This window comes from Streptomyces sp. NPDC002698 (assembly GCF_042888945.1).
GTDB lineage: Bacteria > Actinomycetota > Actinomycetes > Streptomycetales > Streptomycetaceae > Streptomyces.
Map to the genome: position 1 here is coordinate 47674 of NZ_JBIAQM010000017.1, position 23467 is coordinate 71140.

At 72.7% G+C, this 23467-nt stretch carries 16 protein-coding genes; 11 read left to right on the forward strand and 5 right to left on the reverse strand.

Going from position 1 to position 23467, the window contains the following annotated elements:
* Positions 1–21 precede the first annotated feature (21 nt).
* The gene (locus tag ACFYW9_RS23605) at positions 22–1167 is read left to right on the forward strand and encodes an acyl-CoA dehydrogenase family protein (protein WP_389153687.1); all 1146 of its coding nucleotides are present in this window, start codon (positions 22–24) and stop codon (positions 1165–1167) included.
* Entirely contained in the window at positions 1167–2273 is a 1107-nt protein-coding gene (locus ACFYW9_RS23610) for an acyl-CoA dehydrogenase family protein (RefSeq protein ID WP_389153690.1), read from the forward strand. The genes ACFYW9_RS23605 and ACFYW9_RS23610 overlap by 1 nt, the downstream gene beginning before the upstream one ends.
* Here the strand turns inward: ACFYW9_RS23610 and ACFYW9_RS23615 are convergent.
* Positions 2245–3966 (reverse strand): cytochrome bc complex cytochrome b subunit, encoded by a 1722-nt coding sequence (locus tag ACFYW9_RS23615; protein ID WP_389153693.1) that lies wholly within the window; start codon positions 3964–3966, stop codon positions 2245–2247. The genes ACFYW9_RS23610 and ACFYW9_RS23615 overlap by 29 nt on opposite strands.
* Positions 3967–4229: 263 nt before the next feature.
* Between ACFYW9_RS23615 and ACFYW9_RS23620 the strand changes: the two genes are divergently transcribed.
* Complete coding sequence (locus tag ACFYW9_RS23620) at positions 4230–5150, forward strand: rhomboid family intramembrane serine protease (protein ID WP_351872380.1); 921 nt, start codon at positions 4230–4232, stop codon at positions 5148–5150.
* 493 nt (positions 5151–5643) lie between these two features.
* Positions 5644–6468, forward strand: coding sequence for a chitosanase (locus ACFYW9_RS23625; protein ID WP_389153697.1), 825 nt, complete (start codon positions 5644–5646; stop codon positions 6466–6468).
* A 138-nt stretch (positions 6469–6606) separates the two neighbouring features.
* On the opposite strand, the gene ACFYW9_RS23630 is transcribed toward ACFYW9_RS23625, so the two are convergent.
* From ACFYW9_RS23630 to ACFYW9_RS23640, 3 genes are all read right to left on the reverse strand, one after another.
* Positions 6607–8067, reverse strand: coding sequence for a glutamate synthase subunit beta (locus ACFYW9_RS23630; protein WP_351872385.1), 1461 nt, complete (start codon positions 8065–8067; stop codon positions 6607–6609).
* Entirely contained in the window at positions 8060–12655 is a 4596-nt protein-coding gene (gltB, locus tag ACFYW9_RS23635; RefSeq protein ID WP_389153701.1) for a glutamate synthase large subunit, read from the reverse strand. The genes ACFYW9_RS23630 and gltB overlap by 8 nt, the downstream gene beginning before the upstream one ends.
* Before the next feature lie 394 nt (positions 12656–13049).
* The gene (locus tag ACFYW9_RS23640) at positions 13050–13781 is read right to left on the reverse strand and encodes a VIT1/CCC1 transporter family protein (RefSeq protein WP_351872391.1); all 732 of its coding nucleotides are present in this window, start codon (positions 13779–13781) and stop codon (positions 13050–13052) included.
* Between the two features lie 270 nt (positions 13782–14051).
* Between ACFYW9_RS23640 and ACFYW9_RS23645 the strand changes: the two genes are divergently transcribed.
* The 7 genes from ACFYW9_RS23645 to ACFYW9_RS23675 all read left to right on the forward strand — a co-directional run bounded on the left by ACFYW9_RS23645 (position 14052) and on the right by ACFYW9_RS23675 (position 22186).
* Positions 14052–15164 carry an ADP-ribosylglycohydrolase family protein gene (locus tag ACFYW9_RS23645; RefSeq protein ID WP_389153705.1) on the forward strand — a complete coding sequence of 371 codons (1113 nt, stop codon included), beginning with the start codon at positions 14052–14054 and terminating at the stop codon, positions 15162–15164.
* A gap of 317 nt (positions 15165–15481) precedes the next feature.
* Complete coding sequence (locus ACFYW9_RS23650; protein ID WP_389153907.1) at positions 15482–16732, forward strand: ADP-ribosylglycohydrolase family protein; 1251 nt, start codon at positions 15482–15484, stop codon at positions 16730–16732.
* Between the two features lie 7 nt (positions 16733–16739).
* On the forward strand, positions 16740–17909 hold the full coding sequence (locus ACFYW9_RS23655) for an ADP-ribosylglycohydrolase family protein (RefSeq protein WP_389153708.1): 1170 nt from the start codon (positions 16740–16742) through the stop codon (positions 17907–17909).
* Positions 17897–19261: an ADP-ribosylglycohydrolase family protein gene (locus ACFYW9_RS23660; RefSeq protein WP_389153712.1), complete on the forward strand. Its 1365-nt coding sequence runs from the start codon at positions 17897–17899 to the stop codon at positions 19259–19261. The genes ACFYW9_RS23655 and ACFYW9_RS23660 overlap by 13 nt, the downstream gene beginning before the upstream one ends.
* Positions 19258–20151: a ribokinase gene (gene rbsK, locus ACFYW9_RS23665; RefSeq protein WP_389153715.1), complete on the forward strand. Its 894-nt coding sequence runs from the start codon at positions 19258–19260 to the stop codon at positions 20149–20151. Before ACFYW9_RS23660 ends, rbsK begins: the two co-directional genes overlap by 4 nt.
* Positions 20148–21350, forward strand: a complete 1203-nt coding sequence (locus ACFYW9_RS23670) for a CaiB/BaiF CoA transferase family protein (RefSeq protein ID WP_389153718.1) — start codon at positions 20148–20150, stop codon at positions 21348–21350. The genes rbsK and ACFYW9_RS23670 overlap by 4 nt, the downstream gene beginning before the upstream one ends.
* Positions 21347–22186 carry an HpcH/HpaI aldolase/citrate lyase family protein gene (locus ACFYW9_RS23675; protein ID WP_389153721.1) on the forward strand — a complete coding sequence of 280 codons (840 nt, stop codon included), beginning with the start codon at positions 21347–21349 and terminating at the stop codon, positions 22184–22186. Before ACFYW9_RS23670 ends, ACFYW9_RS23675 begins: the two co-directional genes overlap by 4 nt.
* 100 nt (positions 22187–22286) lie before the next feature.
* Here the strand turns inward: ACFYW9_RS23675 and lgt are convergent, their stop codons facing one another.
* The gene (lgt, locus tag ACFYW9_RS23680) at positions 22287–23456 is read right to left on the reverse strand and encodes a prolipoprotein diacylglyceryl transferase (RefSeq protein WP_389153724.1); all 1170 of its coding nucleotides are present in this window, start codon (positions 23454–23456) and stop codon (positions 22287–22289) included.
* Between the last annotated feature and the right edge of the window lie 11 nt (positions 23457–23467).

Sequence of the window (23467 nt, forward strand, 5' to 3'; positions counted from 1 at the left end):
CTCCGCCGGAAGGTGCCGCCGATGGATCTCACCCGCTCCCCCGCGGACGAGGCGTTCCGCGCCGAGGCCCGTGCCTGGCTGGACGCCCATGTCCCGGCGGCCGCGCTGCCCTCCCTGGAGACCGCGGAGGGCTTCGCGGCGCATCGCGCGTGGGAGGCCGAACTGTCCGCGGACCGCTGGTCGGTGGTGTCGTGGCCGGCCCGGTACGGCGGCCGGGACGCGGACCTCGTGCGCTGGCTGGCGTTCGAGGAGGAGTACCACGCGGCGGGCGCTCCGGGCCGGGTCGGGCAGAACGGCATCAGCCTGCTCGCGCCGACCCTCTTCGGCCACGGCACCGCGGAGCAGCGCGCGCGTGTGCTGCCTTCGATGGCCACGGGCGAGGTGGTCTGGGCGCAGGCCTGGTCCGAGCCCGAGGCGGGTTCGGACCTGGCCTCGCTGAGATCGCGCGCGGTGCGGGTGGACGGCGGCTGGCTGCTGCGGGGGCTGAAGACGTGGTCGTCGCGGGCCGCGTTCGCCGATCGCGCCTTCGGCCTGTTCCGCAGTGAGCCGGGCCTGGAGAAACCCCACCAGGGCCTGACGTACCTGATGTTCGACCTGCGCGCGCCGGGTGTGACGGTCCGCCCGGTCGGGCGCCTGGACGGCAGGCCGGCCTTCGCGGAGCTGTTCCTGGACGATGTGTTCGTCCCCGACGAGGACGTGATCGGCGAACCGGGGCAGGGCTGGCGGGTGGCGATGTCGACGGCGGGCGACGAGCGCGGTCTGACGTTGCGTTCGCCGGGCCGTTTCCTGGCCGCCGCGGACCGGCTGGCCGCGGTGTGGCACGCCCACGGCGACCCGTCCGACTCGGCCCTGCGCGACCGGGTGGCCGACGCGGTGATCGGCGCGCGCGCCTACCAGCTCTTCGCGTACGCCCATGCCTCCCGGTTGCTCGAAGGGGAGGGCATCGGGCCGGAGTCCAGCCTGAACAAGGTGTTCTGGTCGGAGTTGGACATCGCGCTGCACGAGACGGCGCTCGATCTGCTGGGCGCCGAGGGCGAGTTCGCGGACAGCGGGTGGTGCGAGGGGTACGTCTTCGCGCTCGCGGGCCCGATCTACGCGGGCACGAACGAGATCCAGCGCGACATCGTCGCCGAGCGGCTGCTCGGCCTTCCGAAGGGCCGCCGCTGATGCGCTTCCTGCTCGACGCCGAACAGCGGGCCTTCGCCTCGTCCCTGGACGCGATGCTGGCGTCCGCGGACACGCCGTCGGCGGTGCGGGCGTGGGCGGACGGCGACCACGCGCCGGGGCGGGTCCTGTGGTCGCGGCTGGCCGAGGCGGGCGTGTTCGCTCTGGCGGTCCCGGAGGCGTACGAGGGGGCGGGTCTGCTTCCGGTGGAACTGGCGGTCGCTTTCGTGGAGCTGGGCCGGCACGCGGTTCCGGGTCCGGTGGTGGAGACGGTGGCCGCCGCCGTGCTGCTGGGTGAGCTGGGCGAGCCGGGTCCGGCCGAACGGCTGCTGCCGGGGCTCGCCTCGGGCAAGAGCGTGGCCACACTGGTCCTGCGAGACGGCCACGCGCCCGCGTCAGGCGCTTCGGCGCCGTCCGGCGGGCACACGCCCGACGCGACGGCGACACCTTCCGGCGGCCATGTGTCGGAACCGAACCCGGCGGCCCTGTCCGGCGGTTACGCGCTCGACGCGGACGCGGCGACGGTGCTGCTCGCGGTGGACGGCCGGGGTCTGTGGCTCGCGCCCGGACCCGGCCCGGTGCGGGTGTCCGTGGACCGGGCCCGCAGGCTCGCACGCGTGGGGGACGGCGGCGAACTCCTGGCCGCGGGCCCTCAGGTCGCCCGCGCCGCGCTCCGGGCGCTGGCCTGGGCCCGGCTCGCCACAGCGGCCCAGGCCCTCGGGGTGGGCCTCGCGCTCCTCGGCCGGACCGTCGCGTACGTCGGGCAGCGGACCCAGTTCGGTGTTCCCGTCGCCTCGTTCCAGGCGGTCAAGCACCGGCTCGCGGACGCGATGATCGCCCTGGAGTTCGCGCGCCCGCTGCTGTTCGGGGCCGCGCTGTCGATGGCGCCGGCGGAGGTCGCCGCCGCGAAGGTCACGGCGTGCGAGGCCGCGTACGCCACGGCGCGGGCCGCGTTGCAGCTGCACGGCGCGATCGGTTACACGGCCGAGTACGACCTGTCCCTCTGGTTCACCAGGGCCCGCGCCCTGCGGACGGCCTGGGGCACCCCGGCCGCGTGCAGGGCCGAGGCGCTGGCCGGTCTCAGTGGTGCCGGTCGTCCTCGCTCGTGAGCGCCCGGTACTCCTCCTCCGTGGGCTTCGGGATCCTGGTGCCGGGACCGTACAGGGCGCGCGCCAGCCGGGCGCGCAGCCTCCGGGCCGGGCCGACCCGGCGGACCACGCCGTTCGCGTCGACGAGCGGGCCGACCTCGTAGGGCGGCGGCTGTTCGTGCTGGGTGAGGGTGAACCGCTGGGCCCGGGTGAGCGGTTCGTGGACCTCGACATACTCGCCGTGCGGCAGGCGCTTGATGGTGCCGGTCTCGCGTCCGTGCAGCACCTTGTCGCGGTCGGCGCGTTGCAGCCCCAGGCAGATCCGTTTCGTGAGGACGTAGGCGAGGGCGGGCCCGGCGAAGACGGCGACGCGGACGAACCAGGTGATCGCGTTGATCGACAGGTGGAAGTGGGTGGCCCACAGGTCGTTGCCGCCGCCGACCAGCAGGACGGCGTACAGCGTGAGCCAGGCGACGCCGAGGGCGGTGCGCGTGGGCACGTTGCGCGGCCGGTCCAGGATGTGGTGCTCGCGCCGGTCGCCGGTGACCCAGGCCTCGATGAACGGGTAGACGGCGATGGCGGCCATGATGAGCGGGAAGAGCGAGAAGGGGATGAAGACGCCCAGTTGGAGGGTGTGGCCGAAGGCGTTGATCTCCCATCCCGGCATCACGCGGATCAGTCCCTCGGAGAAGCCGAGGTACCAGTCGGGCTGTGCTCCGGTGGTCACCAGGTCGGGGCGGTAGGGCCCGAACGCCCACACGGGGTTGATGGTGGCGATCGCGCCCATGATCGACAGGACGCCGAAGACCAGGAAGAAGAAGCCGCCGGCCTTGGCCATGTAGACGGGCATGAAGGGCATGCCGACGACCGACTTCTGGTCCCGTCCGGGCCCCGGGTACTGCGTGTGCTTGTGGTAGAAGACCAGGATCAGATGGGCGACGACCAGTCCCAGCATGATGCCCGGCAGCAGCAGGACGTGGACGGGGAAGAACCGCGGGATGATGTCGTGCCCCGGGAACTCGCCGCCGAACAGGAAGAAGGAGATGTACGTCCCCACGACCGGGACGGACAGGATCGCGCCCTGCGCGAAGCGGACGCCGGTGCCGGAGAGCAGGTCGTCGGGGAGCGAGTAGCCGGTCAGCCCGGTGATGAGGCCGAGCATCAACAGGGTCCAGCCGAAGAGCCAGTTGACCTCGCGCGGTTTGCGGAACGCGCCGGTGAAGAAGACCCGCATCATGTGCACGAGCATCCCGGCGAGGAAGACGAGCGCCGCCCAGTGGTGGATCTGCCGGATCAGCAGCCCGCCGCGCACGTCGAAGCTGATGTCGAGCGTGGACTCGTAGGCCCGTGTCATGACGATGCCGTTCAGCGGCCCGTAGGAGCCGTGGTAGACGACCTCGACGCCGCTCGGCTCGAAGAACAGGGTCAGATAGACGCCGGTGAGGATCAGGACGAGGAAGCTGTAGAGGCAGACCTCGCCCAGCATGAACGACCAGTGGTCCGGGAAGACCTTGCGCATGTTGGCCTTGGCCAGTGAGTAGACGCCCAGCCGTCCGTCGGCCCAGTCGGCGAGCCTCTCCCCTTTGCCGGTCTCCGGCGCGCGCCGGGCCCGTACGGTCCCCGTGCCACCCGAGGCCCGCGCGGTCCCGCCCCCGGGTGCCTCGCCCGCCGAAGTCCCCGCGGTCCGGCCGGAGTCGATCTCTCGTGCGCCCATTCGCCGCTCCCCTCGGCCCACCAGGGTGGCACGCCGGGCGGTCGAAGCCAACGGGGCGTCACGGGTGCGGTGTTGGCCACTAAACCGGCAGGGTCCGACGTCACGGCGCCGGCCGGTCCCCGGCGCGGGCACCGGCGTTCCCCGGCGGCCGCCGCGAATCGTGGCCCTGCCGTTACCCGCCGTCCGGCACGTTGGATATTTTGATCATCGCCGTCCCCACCGGCTCACTTTCCCCTGTACCCGCGCGTTCCTAGGAGCCGGCCGTGGAGTCCGAGTCCGCCGTCACCACCTGCTACCGCCACCCCAAGGTGGAGTCGCATGTGCGCTGCACCCGATGCGACCGCTACATATGCCCGAGCTGCATGCGCGAGGCCGCCGTCGGCCATCAGTGCGTGGAGTGCGTGAAGGAGGGCGCGAGGTCCGTCCGGCAGGCCCGCACGGCCTTCGGCGGCCGGATATCGACGGTGCCGGCGGTGACGTACGTCCTCATCGGCCTGAACGTGCTGGCCTATCTGGCCGAACTGCTGCGCGCCTCGTTCGTGGACCGGTTCTCGATGCTCGGCGCGGGTCTGGTGGACTCGGACGGGCTCCACTACCTCTGGGACGCCGCGTACCCCGCGTCCTATCACGCGGAGGGCCTCGTCGACGGGGAGTGGTACCGGCTGCTGACCGGAGCGTTCCTGCATCTGCCGCCCACGGAGGGCACGTTCGGGATCGCCCACATCGTGATGAACATGTTCGCGCTGTGGAACGTCGGCCGGATCGTCGAGTCCCAGCTCGGCCGGGTCCGCTACCTCGCGCTGTATCTGCTGTCGGCGCTCGGCGGCTCGGTCCTCGTGCTGCTGATCGCGCCGGACCAGCAGACGATCGGCGCGTCCGGCGCGATCTTCGGCATCAGCGCCGCGTACTACGTGATGGGCCGCCGCCTGGGGGCGGACATGGGGAACATCAACCGGTTCATGGCGGGCCTGCTGATCTGGCTCCTGATCTCGGCGGGGCTCACGTCCTGGCAGGGGCACCTGGGCGGACTGCTGGCGGGCGGGCTCGTGACCGTCGCCTACGCGTACGCTCCCCGCGACCGTCGCCGGACCCTGATCCAGGCGTCCGTCTGCGTGGGCCTTCTCGCCCTGCTGGTGGTCCTCACGGTGCTGAAGGTGTCGGCGCTGCGGACGGGCGCGGTGTAACACGGGAGCGGACGGCGGGGGTCCGCCCTCCCGCACCGGCACGAACCCCCGTCCCGGTGCGGGAGGGCGGGCCCGCGTCACGGTGCGGGAGGGCGGACCCCCGTCCCGGTGCGGGAGGGCGGGCCTACGTCACGGTGCCGGAGGCGGACCCCCGTCACGGCGCCAGAGGCGGGCCCACGCCGCGATGCCCGGCACGGGATCCCGCCGCGATGTCCAAGGGCCGCGCCCGGCACGGACCCCGCGGTGCCCGGCACGGATTCCCGCCGTGGTGCCCGGGGCGGGGCGACGGCCGTCGGCCGCACGCGGGTCGGGCACCGCCGGCGCGACGCGTGCCCCGCCCGGAAGGCCCGGCCCGAACGCTCCGGTGGCCGGACCGGTGACGTGGCCGAAGCCGAGCCCGCGTGCCGGTCCCGGGGGGGGCACATCTGTGCATCACCCGTGCGGCCCCCCGGCCTTCCCGCCGGTCCCGTCGGCCCTGCGTACCGTGTGCGGCATGAAACGCGCGGGTCATCTGTTCATCACCCTCGCCCTCCTGCTGATCACGGCGACGGTCCACCTCACCACGTCCGGGCACGCCACGGCCGACGACGAACGTGTCGCCGGCATGCCGGCGGGCCTCGCCGCTCCGGCCGAGAAGGAGCTCGCCCAGCAGATCGTGGCGAGTGCCGAGAACTCCACGCTGGACTGGCACGAGGCGTACGGCTACATCGAGGACATCGGTGACGGCCAGGGCTACACGGCGGGCGTCGTCGGCTTCTGCACCGGCACCCACGACCTGCTCACCCTCGTCGAGCGCTACACCCGGGCGCACCCGGGCAACGGGCTCGCCCGCTATCTCCCGGCCCTGCGCGAGGTCGACGGCACCGACTCCCACGAGGGCCTGGACCCGAATTTCACCGCGGCCTGGCGCCACGAGGCCGGCCTCGCCGCGTTCCGCAGGGCCCAGGACTCCGAGCGCGACCGGGTCTACTTCGGCCCCGCCGTCCGGCTCGCCAAGCTCGACCGTCTCGGCACGCTCGGCCAGTTCCTCTACTACGACGCCCTGGTGATGCACGGTCCGGGCACCGGCGGCCACGGCTTCCACGGACTGCGCGAGCGCACCCTGCGCGAGACGGACCCGCCGTCCGGGGGCGGCGACGAGAAGACGTACCTCGGCCGCTTCCTGGACATCCGGCGCGCGGCCATGAAGTCCGAGGACCCCGACCGTGACACCACCCGCGTCGACACGGCCCAGCGCCGGTTCCTCGACGAGGGGAACCTCGGCCTGCGCACCCCGCTGGAGTGGAAGGTGTACGGCGAGACCTACCGCGTGCCGTAGGCGCCGGGCGGGTGCGGACATGCGGCGGCGCCTGCCCGGTCGTCCGGTCGGGGACAGTGGGGCAGGCGCCGTCTCGTGTTCCGCACGCCTTTGTGCGGGACGTTCTCGAGTGACCGTGTCAGGTCACGCATCCATGGGTCAGACCGTCAGCGAACGGTCCGTCGGGCGGATCGGGGCCGGCAGGTCGCTCGCTCCGGTGAGGAAGCGGTCGACACCGCGGGCGGCCGAGCGGCCCTCCGCGATGGCCCAGACGATGAGGGACTGGCCGCGGCCCGCGTCACCGGCGACGAACACACCGGGAACGTTGGTCGCGAACTCGGCGTCGCGGGCGATGTTGCCGCGCTCGTCGAGCTCCAGGCCGAACTGGGAGACCACGCCGTTCTCCACGTCCGTGCCGGTGAACCCCATCGCCAGCGTCACCAGCTGGGCGGGGATCTTGCGCTCCGTGCCCGGCTTCTGGTTCAGCTTGCCGCCGGTGAACTCTACCTCCACCAGGTGCAGCCACTGGACGTTGCCGTCCTCGTCGCCCTCGAAGTGGGTGGTGGAGACCGCGTAGACGCGCTCGCCGCCCTCCTCGTGCGCGGAGGTGACCTTGTAGAGCATCGGGAACGTCGGCCAGGGCTGGCCCGGGTTCCGCTCCTCGCCCGGCCGCGGCATGATCTCCAGCTGCGTGACCGAGGCCGCGCCCTGGCGGTGGGCGGTGCCCACGCAGTCCGCGCCCGTGTCACCGCCGCCGATGACCACGACGTGCTTGCCCTCGGCGGTGATCGGGGGCGCCACGAAGTCGCCCTCCTGCACCTTGTTGGCCAGCGGCAGGTACTCCATGGCCTGGTGGATGCCGCTCAGCTCCCGCCCGGGGACGGGCAGGTCACGGGCGGTCGTCGCGCCGGCGGCGATGACCACGGCGTCGTACCGCTTGCGCAGGTCCGTCGCCTTGAGGTCGCGGCCGATCTCGATGCCCGTGCGGAAGCGGGTGCCCTCCGCGCGCATCTGCTCGATGCGGCGGTTGATGTGCCGCTTCTCCATCTTGAACTCGGGGATGCCGTAGCGCAGCAGGCCGCCGACGCGGTCGGCACGCTCGTACACGGCGACCGTGTGACCGGCCCGCGTGAGCTGCTGCGCCGCGGCGAGACCGGCGGGGCCCGAACCGATGACCGCGACCGTCTTGCCCGACAGGCGCTCGGGGATCTGCGGGGCGACGTCGCCCGTGTCCCACGCCTTGTCGATGATCGAGACCTCGACGTTCTTGATGGTCACGGCGGGCTGGTTGATGCCCAGCACACACGCGGACTCGCACGGCGCGGGGCACAGACGGCCCGTGAACTCCGGGAAGTTGTTCGTGGCGTGCAGGCGCTCGGAGGCGGCCTGCCAGTCCTCGCGGTACGCGTAGTCGTTCCACTCGGGGATCAGGTTGCCCAGCGGACAGCCGTTGTGGCAGAACGGGATGCCGCAGTCCATGCAGCGCGAGGCCTGCTTGGAGATGATCGGGAGCAGTGAGCCCGGAACGTAGACCTCGTTCCAGTCCTTGAGGCGCTCCTGGACCGGGCGGGACCTGGCGACCTCACGGCCGTGGTTCAGAAAGCCCTTGGGATCAGCCATTGGTCGCCGCCTCCATCATCTTCTCGGTGATCGCGGACTCGTCGAGTCCGGCTCGCTCGGCGGCGTCCTTGGCGGCGAGCACTGCCTTGTAGGTGCTGGGAATGATCTTGCTGAAGCGCTCCACGGCGGCGGGCCACTCGGCGAGCAGCTTCTCGGCGACCGTCGAGGCGGTCTCCTCCGCGTGCCGGCGCACGACGTCGTGCAGCCACTGCCTGTCGGTGTCGTCGAGCTCCTCGACGGCGTTCACGCTGGCGACGTTCACGTTGTCGCGGTCGAGGTCGATCACGTAGGCGACACCGCCGGACATGCCGGCCGCGAAGTTGCGGCCCGTCTCGCCGAGGACGACCGCGTGACCGCCGGTCATGTACTCGCAGCCGTGGTCGCCCACGCCCTCGGAGACCACCAGCGCGCCGGAGTTGCGGACGCAGAAGCGCTCGCCGGTGCGGCCGCGCAGGAACAGCTCGCCGCCGGTCGCGCCGTAGGCGATGGTGTTGCCCGCGATCGTCGAGTACTCGGCGAGGTGGTCGGCGCCCCGGTCGGGGCGGACGACGACACGGCCGCCGGAGAGGCCCTTGCCGACGTAGTCGTTGGCGTCGCCCTCCAGGCGCAGCGTGACGCCGCGCGGGAGGAAGGCGCCGAAGGACTGGCCCGCCGAGCCGGTGAAGGTGATGTCGATGGTGTCGTCGGGCAGGCCCGCGCCGCCGAACTTCTTCGTCACCTCGTGGCCGAGCATGGTGCCGACCGTGCGGTTGATGTTGCGGATCGCGACCTGGGCGCGGACCGGCTGGGCGTCGGTCGCGGAGTCCGCGGCCAGCGCGTCGGCGGCGAGCTTGATGAGCTCGTTGTCGAGCGCCTTCTCCAGGCCGTGGTCCTGCTCGACGACCTGGTGCAGGGCCGCGCCCTCGGGCAGTTCGGGCACGTAGAAGAGCGGGGTCAGGTCCAGGCCCTGCGCCTTCCAGTGGGTGACGGCGCGCTCCACGTCGAGGTTCTCGGCGTGGCCGACGGCCTCCTCGATGCTGCGGAAGCCGAGCTCGGCGAGGATCTCGCGGACCTCTTCGGCGATGAACTTGAAGAAGTTCACGACGTGCTCGGCCTTGCCGGCGAACCGGTCGCGCAGCACCGGGTTCTGGGTGGCGATGCCGACCGGGCAGGTGTCCAGGTGACAGACGCGCATCATGACGCAGCCGGAGACGACGAGCGGCGCGGTCGCGAAACCGAACTCCTCGGCGCCGAGCAGCGCGGCGATGACGACGTCGCGGCCGGTCTTGAGCTGGCCGTCGGTCTGCACGACGATGCGGTCGCGCAGGCCGTTGAGCAGCAGGGTCTGCTGGGTCTCGGCGAGGCCGAGCTCCCAGGGGCCGCCCGCGTGCTTGAGGGAGGTCAGCGGGGAGGCGCCCGTTCCGCCGTCGTGGCCGGAGATCAGGACGACGTCCGCGTGGGCCTTGGAGACACCCGCGGCGACCGTGCCGACGCCGACCTCGGAGACCAGCTTCACGTGGATGCGGGCCTGCGGGTTGGCGTTCTTGAGGTCGTGGATCAGCTGAGCCAGGTCCTCGATGGAGTAGATGTCGTGGTGCGGCGGCGGGGAGATCAGGCCGACGCCCGGGGTGGAGTGACGGGTCTTGGCCACCCACGGGTAGACCTTGTGGCCGGGCAGCTGGCCGCCCTCGCCGGGCTTGGCGCCCTGGGCCATCTTGATCTGGATGTCGTCGGCGTTGACCAGGTACTCGCTCGTGACACCGAAGCGGCCGGAGGCGACCTGCTTGATGCTGGAGCGGCGCGCCGGGTCGTAGAGCCGGTCCGCGTCCTCGCCGCCCTCACCGGTGTTGGACTTGCCGCCCAGCTGGTTCATGGCGATGGCGAGGGTCTCGTGCGCCTCCTTGGAGATGGAGCCGTACGACATGGCGCCGGTGGAGAAGCGCTTGACGATCTCGGAGACGGGCTCGACCTCGTCGAGGGAGATCGGGGTGCGGTCCGAGGTGAAGCCGAACAGGCCGCGCAGCGTCATCAGGCGCTCGGACTGCTCGTTCACGCGGCCGGTGTACTTCTTGAAGATCTCGTAGCTGCCGGAGCGCGTCGAGTGCTGGAGGCGGAAGACCGTCTCCGGGTCGAACAGGTGCGGCTCGCCCTCGCGGCGCCACTGGTACTCGCCCCCTATGTCCAGGGCGCGGTGCGCGGGCGCGATGCCGGAGGCCGGGTAGGCCTTGGCGTGCCGGGCGGCGACCTCCTTGGCGATGACGTCGAGGCCGGCGCCGCCGATCTTGGTGGCCGTGCCGTTGAAGTACTTCTCGACGAAGGCCTTCTCCAGGCCGACGGCCTCGAAGACCTGGGCGCCGCGGTAGGAGGCGACGGTCGAGATGCCCATCTTGGACATGACCTTCAGGACGCCCTTGCCGAGCGCGTAGATCAGGTTGCGGATGGCCTGCTCGGCCTCGATGCCCTGGAGGAAGGTGCCGGCGCGGACCAGGTCCTCGACGGACTCCATGGCGAGGTACGGGTTGACGGCCGCGGCGCCGAAGCCGATGAGCAGGGCGACGTGGTGGACCTCGCGGACGTCGCCGGCCTCGACCAGCAGGCCCACCTGGGTGCGCTGCTTGGTGCGGATGAGGTGGTGGTGGACGGCCGCGGTGAGCAGCAGCGAGGGGATCGGCGCGTGCTCGGCGTCGGAGTGACGGTCCGACAGGACGATCAGCCGGGCGCCGTTCTCGATGGCCGCGTCGGCCTCGGCGTAGATCTCCTCGATACGGGCGGCGAGGGAGTCGCCGCCGCCGGAGACCCGGTACAGGCCGGAGAGCGTGGCAGCCTTCATGCCGGGCATGTCGCCGTCGGCGTTGATGTGGATGAGCTTGGCCAGCTCGTCGTTGTCGATCACCGGGAAGGGCAGGGTGACGCTGCGACAGGAGGCGGCCGTCGGCTCCAGCAGGTTGCTCGCCGGGCCGAGGGAGGAGCGCAGGGAGGTGACCAGCTCTTCGCGGATCGCGTCCAGCGGCGGGTTGGTGACCTGGGCGAACAGCTGGGTGAAGTAGTCGAAGAGCAGACGCGGGCGCTGCGAGAGCGCGGCGATCGGCGAGTCGGTGCCCATCGAGCCGATCGGCTCGGCGGCTGCCTTGGCCATCGGCGCGAGGATGATCCGCAGCTCCTCCTCCGTGTAGCCGAAGGTCTGCTGGCGGCGGGTGACCGAGGCGTGGGTGTGCACGATGTGCTCGCGCTCGGGCAGGTCGGAGAGCTCGATCTCGCCGGCTTCCAGCCAGTCCGCGTACGGCTTCTCGGCGGCGAGGCCGGCCTTGATCTCGTCGTCCTCGATGATGCGGTGCTCGACGGTGTCGACGAGGAACATCTTGCCCGGCTGGAGGCGGCCCTTGCGGACGACCTTGGCGGGGTCGATGTCGAGGACGCCGACCTCGGAGCCGAGGACGACGAGGCCCTCGTCGGTGACCCAGTAGCGGCCGGGGCGCAGTCCGTTGCGGTCGAGGACCGCGCCGACCTGGGTGCCGTCGGTGAAGGTGACGCAGGCCGGGCCGTCCCAGGGCTCCATCATCGTGGAGTGGAACTGGTAGAAGGCGCGCCGGGCCGGGTCCATGGAGTCGTGGTTCTCCCACGCCTCCGGGATCATCATGAGCACCGAGTGCGGGAGCGAACGGCCGCCGAGGTGCAGGAGTTCGAGCACCTCGTCGAAGGAGGCCGAGTCGGAGGCGTCGGGGGTGCAGACGGGGAAGATCCGCTGCAGCCTGTCGTTGTCCCCGAACAGGTCCGAGGCGAGCTGGGACTCGCGGGCGACCATCCAGTTGCGGTTGCCCTTGACCGTGTTGATCTCGCCGTTGTGCGCGACGAAGCGGTACGGGTGGGCGAGCGGCCAGCTCGGGAAGGTGTTGGTGGAGAACCGGGAGTGCACGAGCGCGATCGCGGAGGCGAAGCGGCGGTCGGACAGGTCCGGGAAGAAGGGCTCCAGCTGGCCGGTGGTCAGCATGCCCTTGTAGACGATGGTCCGCGCGGACAGGGAGGGGAAGTAGACCCCGGCCTCGCGTTCGGCGCGCTTGCGCAGCACGAACGCGGTGCGGTCGAGGGCGATGCCCTGGTTCTCGCCGTCGCTCACGAAGATCTGGTGGAAGGCGGGCATCGTCGAGCGGGCGGTGGCGCCGAGGAGTTCGGGGGCGACCGGGACCTCGCGCCAGCCGAGGACGGTGAGGCCCTCTTCGGCGGCGATCGTCTCGATGCGCGAGACGGCGTCGGCCGTGCCGTCCTCGGGGAGGAAGGCGATGCCCACCGCGTACGCACCGGCTGCGGGAAGCTCGAATCCGGCCACCTCGCGGAGGAAGGCGTCCGGGACCTGGCAGAGGATGCCCGCGCCGTCGCCCGAGTCGGGCTCGGAGCCGGTGGCACCGCGGTGTTCCAGGTTGCGCAGAACGGTGAGCGCCTGCTCGACCAGCGCATGGCTCGCCTCGCCGGTGAGGGTGGCCACGAAGCCGACGCCGCAGGCGTCGTGCTCGTTACGGGGGTCGTACATACCCTGCGCAGCAGGGCGAGCATCCATGAAGGACCACTTCTGGTCGTTCGTGGAGTGCTGGGACGGCTGGCGCGGCGTACGCATCGGCTCTCCCGTCGTCGTCGGGGCGGGGGGTCTCCCAGGCTCTCGGGCGCTGGGGAGACAACTGCCGAGGGACGACTCTGGCCCTCTGCGGGGTGCAAAATTTCGTGCAGGTTACATGATGGAGCGATTCTCGGAAACCGGATACATCGTTCCAACATGCGGACACCACGGGGGCGCGGCGGGGGTACAGCGCCCAGCGGTGGAGAGTTATGGGACCTAAGCGGACAGATCGATGACCATCGGTCCGGTACGCGGCGGAGATCGTGATCCGCCGCGAGAGATGCGGCGCGGGCGTCATTGCCCGCGGCGCTTACGGCTCATTCCCAGTGGCCACGGAATCGAAACCGCCGGGTAACAACTACTTATGCGGTCCCTCGCATAAGTGATCGAGGCCTCATCCTACGGCCGCGCCGAACAAACTGCCCAGGGCGTACGTCACACCCGCCGCGGCACCACCGAGGGCGAGCTGCCGCAGCCCGCTGAACCACCAGGACCGCGCGGTCACCTTGGCCACGACGGCACCGCACGCGAAGAGCCCGATCATGGCGAGCAGCAGCGCCGGCCACAGCACGGTCGCGCCCAGCAGGTACGGCAGTACGGGCAGGAGGGCGCCGAGCGCGAACGAGCCGAAACTGGACACGGCGGCGACGGCCGGGGAGGGGAGGTCGCCGGGGTCTATGCCGAGTTCCTCGCGGGCGTGGATCTCCAGGGCCTGCTCGGGATCGTGGGAGAGCTGCCGGGCGACCTCGCGGGCCAGGGAGGGCTCGACACCGCGGGCCTCGTAGAGCGCGGCCAGCTCGCGCTCCTCGTCCTTGGGGTGCTTGCGCAGCTCGCGCCGCTCGACATCGAGCTCCGCCTCGACGAGCTCGCGCTGCGAGGCGACGGAGGTGTACTCGCCGGCGGCCATGGAGAAGGCTCCGGCGGCGAGACCCGCGAGTCCGGTGATGACGATCGTCTGCTGGGACACGGACCCGCCGGCGACGCCGGTCATCAGGGCGAGGTTGGAGACCAGGCCGTCCATCGCGCCGAACACGGCGGGGCGCAGCCATCCGCCGTTGACATCGCGGTGGGTGTGGTTGTCGCGGTGCGCCACATGGAGCGTCGCCTCGGTCTCGATGATCGCCATACCTGTCCCCCGGAGTGGTTGATTGGACCGTTTCCACTTTTCGACAACTCTGAAAGTACGCCGTGAAATTCCCCGCCGCCAGCAAGGAAAGGCTGGGCTAACCTGCGGTTTTACCTCTCGACGCTCATCCGTGGCATGTCATGCACATATGTCGACCGGGTGACAGTGGAGCCCGTGACGCTCCTGTCAACCGCCAACGTGGCACAGATCCGCAAAGGGTTCCGCGCGCCGCATTCCGCACGCCGGCAGGACCCTGAGAGAGAGGCACGTATGGCTTCCATCGCCTGCATTCCCTCGGCCCCGGCAGCCGGGAGCGCCGCCGGCCTCCGCGACCGGGCACGCGGCGCACTGCTCGGACTCGCCGTCGGGGACGCGCTGGGCGCACCGGCCGAGAACATGAAGCCGTCGGAGATCCGCGCCAGATGGGGCCGGATCACCGGGTACGTCGCCGAGCGTCCGGCCGGGACGGACGACACCGAGTACGCGATCTTCTCGGGGCTGCTGCTGGCCCGGCACGGCTCGGCGCTGACCGTGGCGCACGTCGAATCGGCCTGGCACCAGTGGATCGCGGACCGCGACGAGGGGCCGTTCCGCGGCGCCGGGTTCAGTGAGCGCGGCACGCTGGAGAACCTGCGCCGGGGGCTCGCGGCGCCCATCTCCGCCCAGCACCGGCACGCCTGGAGCGACGGTCTGGCCATGCGCGCGGCGCCCTTCGGCGTCTTCGCGGCCGGGCGGCCCGCCGAGGCCGCCCGGCTCGTGGCGATCGACGGCTCGGTGAGCCACGAGGGCGAGGGCATCTACGGCGGCCAGGCCGTCGCGGCCGGGGTCGCCGCCGCGATGGCGGGCGCCTCCACCGCCACGGTCGTCGCCTCCGCCCTGGCCGTCGTCCCGGACGACTCCTGGACGGCCCGCTCGCTGCGCCGCGCGGTCGCGGTGGCGCACCGGGGCGAACGCGCGGTGCGCTCGGCCGTGGTGATCGGCGGCTACCCGTGGACCGACCTGGCCCCCGAGGCCGTGGCCCTCGCCTTCGGCGCGTACGCGGCGGCGGACGGGGCGTTCGCCGAGTCGGTCCTCACCGCGGTGAACATGGGTCGCGACGCCGACACGACGGCCGCGGTGGCCGGGGCGCTGGCGGGCGCTTCCCGGGGCATGTCCTCGATCCCCGCCGAGTGGGCGGCGGCCATCGGACCTGCCCGCGGCAGCTGTCTCCCCTCCATGGAGGGCCACCACGTCCTGGACGTGGCGGAACTGCTGAGCCCGGAGCACGAGGAGAAGTGGGGCGCCGGGGGCCGTGTACCGCCCACCCCGGAAACCGGGTACGCGGTCCGGACGCCGGACGCGGACAGGCGCTCGTCCACCGGCGACGACGAGGCGCGGTCATGAGCCCCGGCCCGGCCGGAGACGAGTCCGCCCCGTCACCGGACGAGGGCGCCGCATCGACGACACCCCTGGAAGACACCCCGCCCACCGCGGAAGCGCGGCCCGCGCCGCCCACCGCACAGACGGAGCCCGTGGTGCTGGCCGCCGGGGCGAAGGCCGCGGCTGTCGCCGGTGGTGTTCTCGCCGGTGCGGTCCGGGCCGGGGCGCTGCTCGGAGGGGGCGATCCGGCGGACCGCGGGGCCGCGGAGCCGGCCGCCTGCGCGCCGACGGCCTCCGTGCCGGTCGTCTCCGTGCCGGTCGTCTCCATGCCGAGCGTCTCCATGCCGAGCGTCTCCATGCCGAGCGTCTCCATGCCGAGCGTCTCCGCGTCGGGCGCCCCCTCGGTCCGGGAGGCCGGGGGTTCACCGGCCGGGGCGCCCGGGGAACCCGGTGTGCGCCGGATCGAGGGGCTGCTGCTCGGGCTCGCCGCCGGAGATGCCGCGGGCTGGCCCGCCGCCCGCCACCGGGCCGCGCGGATGCCCGAGTGGACCCGGCGGCTGACCCGCGAGCTGGACACCTTCGCGGAGCAGAACGCGACGACGACCCTGCCTGTGCCGATCGCGCTGAACCAGCCCCCCGAACCGCTGCGGCTCGGCCCCTCGGACGACGCCGAGTGGGCGGCGTTCGCGGCGGAGGCCGTCCTGCGGGCCGGGGAGACCACCGCGCTCGGCGACCTGAGCCTCGGCCGCAGGATGCGCGCGTCCATCGACCTGTCCTGGAACGCCGTCGCCAGCGAGGTGGCCGCCGCGGCGGACCGCGCTCCCGAGGTCGAGTCCGCCCTGCTCCCGCTGCGCGCCCGGATCTCGGTGCGCGCCGGACTCGGCAACCTCGCCACCGGTCTGCGCCCGCCCGCCACCGGCCACGACAACCCCCACTACTTCGACGACGCGGCCTGCGTACGGGCCTGCGTACTCGCCGTGGCGCACCCGGGAGACCCCCGACTCGCCGCGGAACTCGCCGAGTTCGACGCCCGCTACACCCAGGACGGCGACGGGGTGCACGGCGCCCGCGCCATGGCCGCCGCCGTGGCGCTCGCCCTCGCCGGGCACGACGTCGGCACCTGCGTGGAGGCGGCCCTGACCGAACTGCCCGCCGCCACGGAGATCGGCCGCAACACCCGGCACGCCCTGACGCTGGCCCAGGACAGCGAGAGCGCCTTCGCCCTGGTCCCCCTGCTGGAGCACCAGATCGTCGACCACGTCTACAGCTATGGGATCGCGGCCGCCGAGACCGTACCCGTGGCCCTGGCCCTGGCGCTGGCCGCGCGCGGCCAGATCGCCGAGGCCGTGCCGGCCGCCGCCTGTCTGTCCCGGGTCGCCGACTCGGCCCCCGCCCTGGCCGGAGCGCTCACCGGGGCGTTCGGCGGCGCCGCCGCGATCCCCGCCTCCTGGCGCGACGCCTGCCGCACCCTGTCCGGCTGCGCGCTGCCCCGGCTGACCGGCACGGATCTCATCGGCCTCGCCGAACTCCTGGAGGCGACGGGACTCGCCGACCCGCGCGATTCCCCGGAACCGGTGACCCCAGAGGGATGATTCGGGCATGACGCCCAAAGGAGAAGGAACGGGAACCCTCGACGAACGGATCACCGGAGCCCTCGTCGGAGCCGCCGTCGGCGACGCCCTCGGCGGCCCCGTCGAGGGGTACTCCCCCGAGCAGATCGCCGAACGCCACGGCGGCCGCGTGCACGGCGTCGTCGGCCCCTGGAACGGCGACGCCTGGCCCACGGCCCGCCCCATCGCCCCCTACCACAAGGGCGACGGACACGTCACCGACGACACCCTGATGACCCATGCGCTGGTACGGGTGTACGCGGAGGTCCGCGACCACCTCGACGCCTACGCGGTCGCCGGGCACCTCGTCCCCGACCTGATGACGACCCCCCGCTGGATCCCTGAACTGGAGGCCGAGGCCCTCCCCCTCCAGCGGATCTTCCTCGCCGAGAAGTGGATGGTCGCCCGCCTCCACTACGGCCATGTGGACCCCCGGGAGGCCGGCACGGGCAACATCGTCAACTGCGGTGCCGCGATGTACATGGCCCCGGTCGGCCTGGTCAACGCGGCGAACCCGGCGGGCGCGTACGCCGAGGCGCTCGACGTCGCGGGCGCCCACCAGTCCTCGTACGGCCGCGAGGCCGCGGGCGTCTTCGCGGCGGCCGTGGCGGCCGCCTGCTCCCCCGGCGCGACCCCCGGCTCGGTCGTCGCCGCCTGTCTGTCGCTGGCCAAGGACGGCACCCGCGACGCCGTCGAGGCGGTCTGCGAAGTCGCCTCCCGGCACACGGACTTCGAGTCCGCCCTCGTCCCGCTGCGCCGGGCGGTGGCCCCCTTCGACACGGTCGGCCCCGACTACCGCTCCCCCTCGCTGGGCGCCCGGCGCCCCTCCCGGCTCCACTCCATCGAGGAACTCCCGGTCGCGCTCGGCATGTTGCTGGTGTCGGGCGGCGACTTCCGGCACGCGGTCCTCGGTTCGGTCAACTACGGCCGCGACTGCGACTCCATCGCCACCATGGCCGGAGCCCTCGCGGGCGCGCTCGGCGCCGAGGTCCCGCACGACTGGGCCAAGACCGTGGCCGAGTCCAGCCGCCTCGACCTGGACGCCCCGGCGCGTACGCTGGCCGAGGTGACCCGGGAGATCTTCGACCGTGACGTCCACCGCCGCCGGGCCCACGAGGCGGCGTACACCGCGCTGGCGGGCACACCGTGCTCCGGCTGACCTGGGTCCAGCCCGAGGACCTCCTCGGGCACGAGCTCAACCAGGCCGTGCAGGACGGCCGCGACCCGGCCCACGTCGCCGCCCGCTGGTACGCGGCGGGCGGGCGGCCCGCCCCGCTGCGCGCGGGCGCGTCGGCGGCCCCGGCCTCGCCGTCCCTGCGCCGGCTGGCGGCCGGGCTCCTCGACGAACTCGCCGCCCTGCCGGGCAGGCTGGCGGACGACGAACCGACGGATCTGGCACTGATCAAGGCCCAGTGTCCCGACTGGCCACCCCCTCGGTACGCGCCGGTGCCCGCTCCCGGCCCGGCCCGCCTGGAAGCGGCCTGGCTCGGCCGGGCCGTCGGCTGCCTGCTCGGCAAACCCGTGGAGAAACTCCCCCTCGAAGCCATCCGGGCCCTCGCGAGAGCCTCCGGCAACTGGCCCCTGCACACCTGGTTCACCGCCCGGGGCGTCCCTGGGGACCTGCTGGAGGCCCACCCCTGGAACCGGCGCTCCGCCGCCACCTCCCTGGCCGAGAACATCGACGGCATGCCGGAGGACGACGACCTCAACTACCCCCTCCTGAACCTCCTGCTGCTCCAGCGGTACGGCCGGGACTTCAGCACCGCGGACGTGGCCCGCCTCTGGCTCGACGAACTCCCCGCCGGCCGCACCTTCACCGCGGAACGCGTCGCGTACCGCAACCTCCTCGGCGGCATCGAGCCCCCGGACACCGCCCGCCGGCACAACCCGTTCCGCGAGTGGATCGGCGCCCTGATCCGCGCGGACGTGCACGGCTGGACCAACCCGGGCGACCCGGCGCGGGCCGCCGAGCAGGCGTACCGCGACGCCGCCCTGACCCACACGGCCAACGGCGTCTACGCGGCGATGTTCACGGCCGCCGCCATCGCCGAGGCGGCCGGCGCGACCCGTGACGTCCACGAATGTCTGCGCACCGGGCTGAGAGTCGTCCCGCCCGGCTCCCGGCTGGCCCGAGCGGTCCGCCACGCCGTCCGGCTGGCCCGTACGACACAGGACTTCGACTCGGTCGTCGACGAACTGCACTCCGCCCACCGGGACTGCCACTGGGTCCACGCCGTGCCCAACACCGCGCTGATCGCCGCCGCCCTGACCCACGCGGACGGCGACTTCGGCGGCTCCGTCTGCCGGGCGGTGTCCGGCGGCCTGGACACCGACTCGAACGGCGCGACGGCCGGAAGCATCGCCGGCCTGCTCACAGGCGACCCCGCCGGGCTGCCCGACCGCTTCACGGGCCCCCTCAAGAACCGGCTCGCCACCTCCGTAGCCGACTTCAACGGCATCGGCTTCGACGCCCTCGCCCACCTCACACAACGGGAGACCGTTCGCCCATGACCCATATCGCCGTGCTCGGCAGCACGAACATGGACCTCGTCGCGTATGTCGCCAAAGCCCCGCAGCGCGGAGAGACCGTCACGGGACGGGAGTTCCGCACGGTCCCCGGCGGCAAGGGCGCGAACCAGGCGGTGGCCGCCTCGCACGCGGGCGCCGACGTCTCGCTGATCGGCGCGGTGGGCGCCGACTCCTTCGGCAGCCAACTCCGCTCCACGCTGGAGCACTTCGGCGTGAACACCGACCATCTGCGCACCACCGAGGGTCCGTCGGGCACCGCTCACATCGTGGTGGACGACGAGGGCGGAAACGCCATCGTGGTCATCCCCGGCGCCAACGGAACCGTCACCTCCCTGGCCCCCGGCGACGAGGGTCTCATCGCCAGCGCCGACGCGCTGCTCCTTCAGCTCGAGATCCCGCTGGAGGCCGTGCTCGCCGGCGCGGAGGCCGCCCGCAGACACGGCGTCCGTACGATCCTGACCCCGGCCCCCGCCCAGTTCCTGTCGCCCCAGCTGCTGTCCACCATCGACCTGCTGGTGCCCAATCAGCACGAGGCCGCCGCGCTCACCGGCTTCACCGACCCGCGCGGGGCCGCCGCGGCGCTGCTGGAACAGGTCCCGGAGGTCGTCGTCACGCTCGGCGCCGAGGGCAGCCTGTACGCGGCCCGGGGCGCCGCCCCCATCACGGTGCCCGCCCCCAAGGTGACCGCCGTCGACTCCACCGCGGCGGGGGACACCTTCGTCGGCACCCTGGCGGTGGCGCTCGCCGAGGGCCGGGAGATGTCGGAGGCCATGGTGTGGGCGTCGGCGGCCGCCTCGGTGTCCGTGCAGCGGCACGGGGCGACGTCCTCGATGCCGTACCGCTCTGAGATCGACACCCAGGCCGGCGCGTGAGCGGGCCCGGCGAGGGCGGCTCCCTCGACGGCGTGCGCGTCCTCGACCTCGCGACCCTGTTCGCCGGACCGCTCGCCGCCACCATGCTCGGCGACTTCGGCGCGGAGGTCGTCAAGGTCGAACACCCCACCAAGCCGGACCCGTCCCGGGGACACGGCCCGTCGAAGGAGGGCATCGGCCTGTGGTGGAAGCTCCTCGGCCGCAACAAGCGCACGATCACGCTCGACCTGTCGAAGCGCGGCGGCCGCGCGACCCTGCTCCGGCTCGCCGCCGAAACCGACGTGATCATCGAGAACTTCCGTCCGGGCACCCTGGAGAAGTGGGACCTGGGCTGGGCGGAGCTGTCCGCGGCCAACCCGCGGCTGATCCTCGCCCGGGTCACCGCCTTCGGCCAGTTCGGCCCGTACGCGCACCGCCCCGGCTTCGGCACGCTCGCGGAGGCGATGAGCGGCTTCGCCGCGATCACCGGCGAGCCGGACGCGCCGCCGACCCTCCCGCCGTTCGGCCTGGCCGACTCGATCGCCGGACTGGCGACCGCGTACGCCGTGCTGACCGCGCTGAGGGCCCGCGACCGCACCGGCGAGGGCCAGGTGATCGACATGGCGATCATCGAGCCGATCCTGACCGTCCTCGGCCCGCAGCCGATCTGGTACGACCAGCTCGGCCACGTCCAGCCCCGCACCGGCAACCGCTCGGCGAACAACGCGCCCCGCAACACCTATCGCACGGCGGACGGCTCCTGGGTCGCGGTCTCGACCTCGGCGCAGTCGATCGCCGAGCGGGTGATGCGGCTGGTCGGCCGCCCCGACGTGATCGACGAACCGTGGTTCGCGACCGGCGCGGACCGGGCCCGCCACGCCGACGTCCTGGACGGGGCGGTGGGCGCGTGGATCGCCCGACGCACCCGGGACGAGGTCCTCGCCGCCTTCGAGAAGGCCGAGGCGGCGATCGCGCCCGTCCAGGACGTCCGGGACGTCATGGGCGACCCCCAGTACCAGGCCCTGGACACGGTCACCAGCGTCGACGACCCCGAACTGGGTCCGCTGCGCATGCAGAACGTCCTCTTCCGGCTCTCCGCCACACCCGGTGCGATCCACTGGGCCGGCCGCCCGCACGGCGCGGACACCGACGCCGTCCTCGGCGAACTCGGCCTGACGACGGCCGAGATCCAGGAGCTGAGGGCGGAGGGGGCGCTATGACCACGGACCTCCTGCCGCTGACCTGGCTGTACGCGCCGGGAGACCGCCCCGAGGTGGTCGCCAAGGCTCTGGCCTCCGGCGCGGACGTCGTGCTCGTCGACCTGGAGGACGCGGTCGCGCCGCACCGCAAGGAGTACGCCCGCTCCGCCACCGCCGACCTGCTCGCCGACGCGCCGCCCGTCCCGGTGCACGTCCGGGTCAACGCCCTCGACGGCCCCTTCTGCGAAGCCGATCTCAAGACGCTCTCGCCGCTGCGCGGCCTGTCCGGCCTGCGGCTGCCGAAGGTGACCTCGCGCGCCGACGTCGTACGGGTGGCGGAGAACGCGATCCCGGCGGAGGGCGGCACGATCCCGCTCTACGCCCTGCTGGAGACGGCTCTGGGCATCGAACAGGCCTACTCCATCGCCTCGTCCCATCGCGCCCTGCGCGGTGTCTCCCTCGGCGAGAGCGATCTGCGGGCCGATCTCGGCGTCCGTGACGACACAGGCCTCGACTGGTCCCGGGCCCGTCTGGTCGTGGCCGCGCGGGCGGCGGGGCTGCCGCCGCCGGCCCAGTCGGTCTTCCCCGACATCCGCGACGTGGAGGGCCTGGCCTCGTCCTGCGCGCGCGGCCGCGCCCTCGGTTTCCTCGGGCGCGCGGCGATCCACCCCCGCCAGCTCCCCATCATCGAGCGGGCCTACCTCCCCACCCCGGCCGAGGTCGACTCCGCCGAGGCCGTCGTCCGGGCGGCCGCCGCGGATCCGGGCGCGCAGGCCCTGCCGGACGGCCGTTTCATCGACGCGGCGGTGGTCACGGGCGCCCGCCGCACCCTCGCCCTCGCCCAGCGCCTGGCCTGAGTCCACGGGCCCGGCACGACAGGGCCGGGGACAAGGCCCGGGACGACACGAAGGGGCGCCGCGTCCCGGACGCGGCGCCCCTTCGTCGTACGGGGAGGACTCAGCCCTTCTTGGCCGACCCGGCCTCGTCGCGAGCCCCGGACCGGGCGCCGGACCCGGCCTCGGACTCCTCGCCGGACTCCTTCTCGGACTCCGCCTCGGCCGCGGACCCGGCGGACTCCGAAGACGTGACGGTCTCCGAAGACGCGGCAGACTCCGAGGACGTGGCGGACTCGGTGGCGGTCTCCTTGCCGAGGTCGACCGAGTCACCCTCGGTCCCGTCCTCGCCCTTGCCCTCGCGGCCGCTCTCGGCCTCGGCCTTGTCCCCGGTCTCGCCCTCGGTCTTGTCGGCGGCCTTGTCGGCCGCGTCCTCGGCGGAGGCGGTCTCGTCGCCCGCGGCGGGCGCGTCCTCGTCGGCGCGGGGCTCCACGATCTCCTCCCGGCCCGGACGCAGCCGGGACGAGATCACGATGTAGACCACCGCGAGGAGGAAGACCACCATCGCGGTCCAGTCGTTGAGACGCAGGCCCAGGATGTGGTGGGCGTCGTCGACGCGCATGTACTCGATCCAGCCGCGGCCGACGCAGTAGGCGGCGACGTACAGGGCGAAGGCCCGCCCGTGGCCGAGCTTGAAGCGGCGGTCGGCCCAGATGACCAGGAATCCGACGCCGACGCACCACAGGGACTCGTACAGGAAGGTCGGGTGGTAGTAGCCGGGGACGCGGCCGTCCGTGGAGGACGTGATGTGCAGCGCCCACGGGAGGTCCGTGGCCCTGCCGTACAGCTCCTGGTTGAACCAGTTGCCCCAGCGCCCGCACGCCTGGGCGAAGGCGATGCCGGGTGCCACGGCGTCGGCCCAGGCCGGCAGCGGGATACCGCGTCGGCGGCATCCGATCCAGGCGCCGAGCGCACCGAGGGCGATGGCGCCCCAGATGCCGAGCCCGCCCTGCCAGATCTTGAAGGCGTCCACCCAGTCACGACCCTCGCTGAAATACAGCTGGTAGTCCGTGATCACGTGGTAGAGCCGCCCGCCGACGAGGCCGAAGGGCACGGCCCAGACCGCGATGTCGGCCACCGTGCCGGTCCGCCCTCCGCGGGCGATCCAGCGCTTGTTGCCGAGCCAGACGGCAAGGAAGACGCCGATGATGATGCAGAACGCGTAGCCGCGCAACGGAATGGGGCCGAGGTGCAGCACACCGTGCGACGGGCTGGGAATGTAGGCAAGTTCCATGGCAGGGTCGA